Origin of the sequence: Streptomyces specialis, assembly GCF_001493375.1 — a bacterium.
Lineage (GTDB): Bacteria > Actinomycetota > Actinomycetes > Streptomycetales > Streptomycetaceae > Streptomyces > Streptomyces specialis.
In genome coordinates, this window is sequence record NZ_LN929792.1 from 1 (window position 1) to 5379 (window position 5379).

Genomic DNA, 5379 nt, shown 5'->3' on the forward strand with positions numbered 1-5379 from the left:
GTCGGTGCTGGGCCCCGCGCGCCGGGGCCCAGCACCGACCGCGCGCCCGGCCCGCCGCCCCGCAGCCCCTCGCCGACATGCCGCGCGTACAGCTCCAGCAGGCCGCGGCGGTCGGGGCCGAACCCGTCCGGTTCCCTCTCGACGACGACCAGGCACCCGATCGGGTCACGGACGCCGCTGTCGTCGCCGTCGCCGCCCAGCGGGAGCACGCCCAGCGACAGTCCGGCCGGGGGCGCGTCGTCGTACGCGGCGAGCGCCGCCGCGTCGAGCCACAGCGGACGGCCGGCGCGGCAGGCGTCCGCGACGGGGGAACGGGCCGGGAGCGGGTACGCGTCGCGCAGCCCGTACGGGGCGGGCGAGCCGCCCGACGTCTCGACCAGGCGCAGCTCACCGCTCTCCCAGCGCAGGGCGTAGACGGCCGCCAGCGCCACCCCGCCGAACGCCCGGCCCCTTGCCGTCACAGCGGACAGCGCCTCATCCGGCGTCGCATGGTTCCTCGCCTCCGCCTCGTCCCGGGTACGCCTGCTTCCAGCGTAGGAACCGGAGCACCGACCGGCGACCGCCCGGACGCCCTCGCCACGGCCCGCCAGGGTTGGTTAGGCTTACCTAACCAAAGCTTGCTTCCCGCCCATGAGGAGCACCCGTGACCGTACCGACGACCGCCCGTCCCCCGCGCGAGGCACCCCGGCTGAACCGGGGCCGCGTGCTGCGCACCGAGCGCCTCACCCCGCACATGATCCGGGTGGTCCTCGGGGGTGACGGACCCCGGTGGTTCGCCGCCCGCCCGGACACCGACCAGTACGTGAAGCTGCTGTTCCCGGTCGAGGGGGCGGCCTACCCGGAGTCGTTCGACATGGCGGCCGTCCGGCGCGATCTGCCCCGCGACCAGTGGCCCAGGACCCGGACCTACACCGTGCGGTCCTGGGACCCGGCGGCGGCCGAGCTGAGCATCGACTTCGTCGTCCACGGCGACCAGGGCCTCGCCGGTCCGTGGGCCGCCGCCGCGCGGCCGGGCGACGAGCTGCTGTTCCTCGGCCCCGGCGGCGGATACGCGCCCGACCCGGCCGCCGACTGGCACCTGCTGGCCGGGGACGAGAGCGCGCTCCCGGCCATCGCGGCGGCGCTGGCCGCGATGCCGCCGACGGCGGTCGTCCTGGCCTTCGTCGAGGGGGCCGGGCCGGTGGAGGAGCAGAAGCTGGCCGCCCCGGCCGGCGCGGACATCCGCTGGTCGCACCGCGGCTCCGGCCGCCACGGCGACGCGCTGGTGGCGGCGGTCACGGGCGCCGCGTTCCCGCCGGGCACGCCGCAGGGGTTCGTCCACGGCGAGGCGCATCTCGTGAAGGAGCTGCGCCGCCATCTGCGGCACGACCGCCTGGTGCCGCGCGAGCGGCTGTCGATCTCCGGCTACTGGCGCCGGGGCTCCGACGAGGACGGCTGGCAGGCGGGCAAGGCGGAGTGGAACCGCCAGGTCGAGCGGGAACAGGAGGCGGCGGCGGACGACGGCCGCGCCACCGCCTGACGCCTCGCCCGCCCCGCCCGGTTCACTCCGTGTTGGCCACCGCGCAGTCGGCGGGCGGGGGTTCGCCCTCCGGCCACGCGACGCCCGCGAACTCGATGTCCGTCGTGTCGCCCTCGCCCGCGCGCAGCCGGACCACGGCCACCGCCTTGTTGTACGCGCGGCCGTAGTTGTCGAGGCAGATCCAGCCGGTGACGCCCGCGACCCGGTTGTCCTCGCCGCGGAGCAGCGGCCAGCCCTGGACGATGTCGGACGGCTCCGGGATCACCACATCGCCCACCGTGGCGTTGCGGATGCCGGTGACCGCCGTCCGCACGGAATCGTGCATGATCATCGTCCGGCCGTCGGCCAGGGAGACGTCACCGGCCAGACCGGCGCCCTCCACCAGGGCGAGGAAGTCGTCGTACTGCTCCTGCGAGCCGCCCGTCGCGGGCGCGTCGGCGCCGGACCACTCCTCGGGGTGGCCGTGGGCCGTGTAGACGACCTCGATGCCGCTGCGCAGCGCCTCGACGTCCAGCTCGTCGTCCGTCGCCAGCGTGGAGGCGGCGGAGGCGGAGACCACCCGGTAGCTCTGGTCCTGACAGCCGCGCCGGCCGAGGGCGTTGACGAACTGCCGCAACTGGACCGGGCGTCCGGCGAAGTAGAGGGTGTCGATGGTCTCGGCGTCGCAGATGTTGTTGACCATCCGGTCGAAGACGTTGGCGAGGTTGCCCTCCTCGTTGTAGTCCTCCGGCGAGGTGAACGGCTCCTCGGTGCGCGGCGCGCCCTCCGTCTGGGCGCGGAACACCTCGCGGAGGGAGACGACATAGTTGTCGTCGTCCCGCTGATCGGCGATCAGCAGGGTCCGTTCGGGGTCCACGCCCTCGAAGAAGTCGATCAGCGCCCGCGCCTGGTCCCCGGTGCCCGCCATCACCTTCACCATGCCCGGGAACGCGTCGGGGTCCTCGGGGCTGTTGCCGATGTCGTCGGCGGTCACGGGCCCGGTCACCACCGGGATCCCGTACTCGGCCGTGAGCTTGCGCAGCGCCGCCTCGTTCCGCGGGATGCTGACGTCGAAACCGGTGACGGCCCGCAGGTTGTCCGTGGTGGAACGGGCCATCGCGCCGAGCTGGTCGATCACCGGCTCCCAATGCTCGCTGTGCTCACCGGGGTTGGCCAGCACCAGCCGGATCAGCGGGGTGGCGCCGCTCTCCTCGTGGTTGGCGCCGTACTGCGCCAGGTACGCGCCCTGCACCTGCCGCAGCACGTGATCCTTCTGCACCGGGTCGGGATCGGTGAACGGCAGCACGAACGCCACCGTCACGTACGGCTGTTCCGACGCCTCGACCGCCGCGTTCTCGGCCGCGACGAGGTCGAAAACGTCCTGGAGGTACTCCTCGCCGAAGGCGTACGAGCCGTCCGTCACGCCGACGCACTCGCCGCCGCGGGACGTCACGCCCTCCGCGCAGGAGTCGTCGGGGCCGAGGACCCGGTACCCGAACCAGCACAGCCCGGCGACCAGGACCAGCGTCACCAGCCCGGCCAGCGCCCGGACCCTCGGCGGCCAGCGGCGGATGATCCTCATGCGTTCTCCCCCTCGTCCGGCGCCGGCACCGGCAGATCCGGTGCCTGGACCCCCTCGGCCAGCCGCGCGGGCCACGCGTGCAGCGCGGCGCGCCACCCGTCGTCGTCGTGCAGCATGGACAGCGTCAGCAGCCCGGTGCGGGCCAGTTCGAGATCGTCCTCGCGCGGCACGGCCGTCAGCGGATCGGCGGCCCCCCACACCCCGCGCACCAGCCGGGTGATCGCCCGGTGCACCACCGGCCCGTCGTCCGCGACGCAGGCCGGGCAGGGCCCCAGCTCCGGCACCGCCTCCGCACCGGGCCCCCACGGCGGTCGCGGCGCGGCACAGACGACGTTGACGGCGCCGAGCCAGGCGCGCGGCCCGGCGGCGGCGAGGCGCTGGTGCAGACAGCGGACGACGATCTCCATCCGGCCCAGGGCCAGCGTGTGGTGGAGGTAGCCGAGCTGATGCAGCACCGAACTCTCCGGCAGATGCGTCGGGTTGTGGACCGCGCGCAGCAGGAGGTGCGTCTGCCGCCACTCGCCGGGCTCGGAACGTGCCGCCAGCCGGTGCAGCAGCAGCGCGCGCAGCGCCCGGTCACCGATCAGCGGCACCTGTCGCTGCCCCCGCGCGTCGCCGGGCTCGGCCGGCCAGGGCCACGGCGCGTGGTACCAGTGGTCGCCCTCCAGTTCGTCGGTGGCCGCCCGCAGACGCCGGTCGGTGAGCGGCGGTGTGACGATCCGCGGGTCGGGGGCCGGCGGCGCGTCCGGGCCCGGCTCCGGGTCCCGGCGGCCCAGCGCCGACCACAGGCGGCGGGCGGACTGTTCGTCGAGCGCGGGCGCGAGCAGCGTCAGATCGTCGCGCAACCGCTCGTCGGGCAGCAGCAGTTCGGCCAGCACGTCGCCGAGTGACCGGGTCCGCCCGGAGGCCGGGATGTCCAGCAGCTCCGGGCCGCGCAACTCGCCGCCGGTGCGCCGCCGGTCCGCCACCGCGTTGGCCATGACCCCGGCGCAGCCCGCCCGGCCGCCGCTGAACCGCGTGATGAGCCGGGCCAGATACGGCGGGTAGCCCGCGTCGCCGGGCGCGCGGTGGTGGCTGAGCATGACCCGGACGTCGTCGGGGGCCGCCCTCGGGATGCCCAGGCGCAGCAACGCCCCCTCGTGCGCGGGAGTTCGCCGCGCCACCTGCCGGGTCGTGGGGGGCGCGGTGCCGTCGCCCAGCGACGTGACCACGACCACGGGCAGATCGGCCGGCTTGCGCGGGTCGCCCACCGCCTCCGCCAGGGCCCGCCGCGCGCCCAGCAGCCGGTCCAGGAACCGGACGCCGACCGTCACATGGGCGTTGTCCAGCAGGACCAGCGGGCGCGCCGCGCCGAACGTCCGGCTCAGCGCGCCGAAATGGGCGTCGACGTCCGCGAGGAACGCCTCGATCAGCAGCTCCTCCACCGCGCGCCGCCCGTCGTCCTGCATCTGGAAGTCGCCGACCATGGTGAACAGCCGCTGCTCCGCCGTCCCCACGTAGTGGGTGAGCCGGTCGTGCCACCACCGCAGCGCGCCCCGGTCCGCCCGCCGCGCCAGCAGCGGGCCGCGCGCCGTCTGGAGCACCGCGGTGGCCACGGCCTCAAGCCCCGGCAGCCCGGGCAGACCCGCCAGGGCGGGGACGAGGGCGTCCAGCCACCCCGCGACGGTCTCCCGCACCCGCCGCTCGTTGGGCTGCGGCTGCGTGAGCAGGGCTCGCAGTTCGCTCTGCGCCTGCGCCAGCGCGTCGGGGGTGAGACCGGAGTCCGGGGGCTGCCACGCGGTGACCGGCAACAGGCCGGAGGAGAGCCGGGGAAAGGTGAGCCGGCGGCCGAACGAGCGGATCGGCAGCCCGAGTTTGTAGGACAGCAGGTACAGCAGGTGGGTCACGGGCGAGGCGTTGGCCGTCTCCTCGTCCACGTCACCGGTGAGGCCGCGTTCGCCGAACCCGGGCGCCGCCAGATCGGCGACGGCGAGCGGGACCCGGTTGCGGTAGCCGGCCGCGAGCGCTTCGAGCAGCGCGCTCTTGCCGGCCGCCCGGCCACCGACGATCTGGACGACGGGCCCGCCGCCGGGGAACTCCCGGGCGACCCACGCGTTGCCGAGCCGCTCCACCCCGACCAGCCGCGGCACCAGGCCGTCCAGCACGGCTTCCTGGCCGTATAAGTGTTCACCCATCGAACCCCCCCAGTTCGCCCGCCCCGACGAACAGCGTACGGCGGCGACCCCCCGGGCGCTCTCTCCTATACACATCTGACGCTGCCGACGACGCGGCTTGCCACGCTATGCGGAGACCACGAGAT

The 5379-nt window shown here is 75.1% G+C and carries 3 protein-coding genes and 1 pseudogene; 1 reads left to right on the forward strand and 3 read right to left on the reverse strand.

The genetic code is table 11. The features are described from left to right. A pseudogene (locus BN2279_RS07165) lies at positions 1-461 on the reverse strand (SpoIIE family protein phosphatase); the annotation flags it as partial. Between the two features lie 182 nt (positions 462-643). Here BN2279_RS07165 and BN2279_RS07170 point away from each other — a divergent pair. Beyond that, complete coding sequence (locus tag BN2279_RS07170; RefSeq protein WP_059007611.1) at positions 644-1519, forward strand: siderophore-interacting protein; 876 nt, start codon at positions 644-646, stop codon at positions 1517-1519. A gap of 22 nt (positions 1520-1541) precedes the next feature. On the opposite strand, the gene BN2279_RS29135 is transcribed toward BN2279_RS07170, so the two are convergent. After that, positions 1542-3080 carry a hypothetical protein gene (locus BN2279_RS29135; RefSeq protein WP_059007613.1) on the reverse strand — a complete coding sequence of 513 codons (1539 nt, stop codon included), beginning with the start codon at positions 3078-3080 and terminating at the stop codon, positions 1542-1544. Beyond that, positions 3077-5254: a hypothetical protein gene (locus BN2279_RS07180; protein WP_159037091.1), complete on the reverse strand. Its 2178-nt coding sequence runs from the start codon at positions 5252-5254 to the stop codon at positions 3077-3079. The genes BN2279_RS29135 and BN2279_RS07180 overlap by 4 nt, the downstream gene beginning before the upstream one ends. Positions 5255-5379 lie beyond the last annotated feature (125 nt).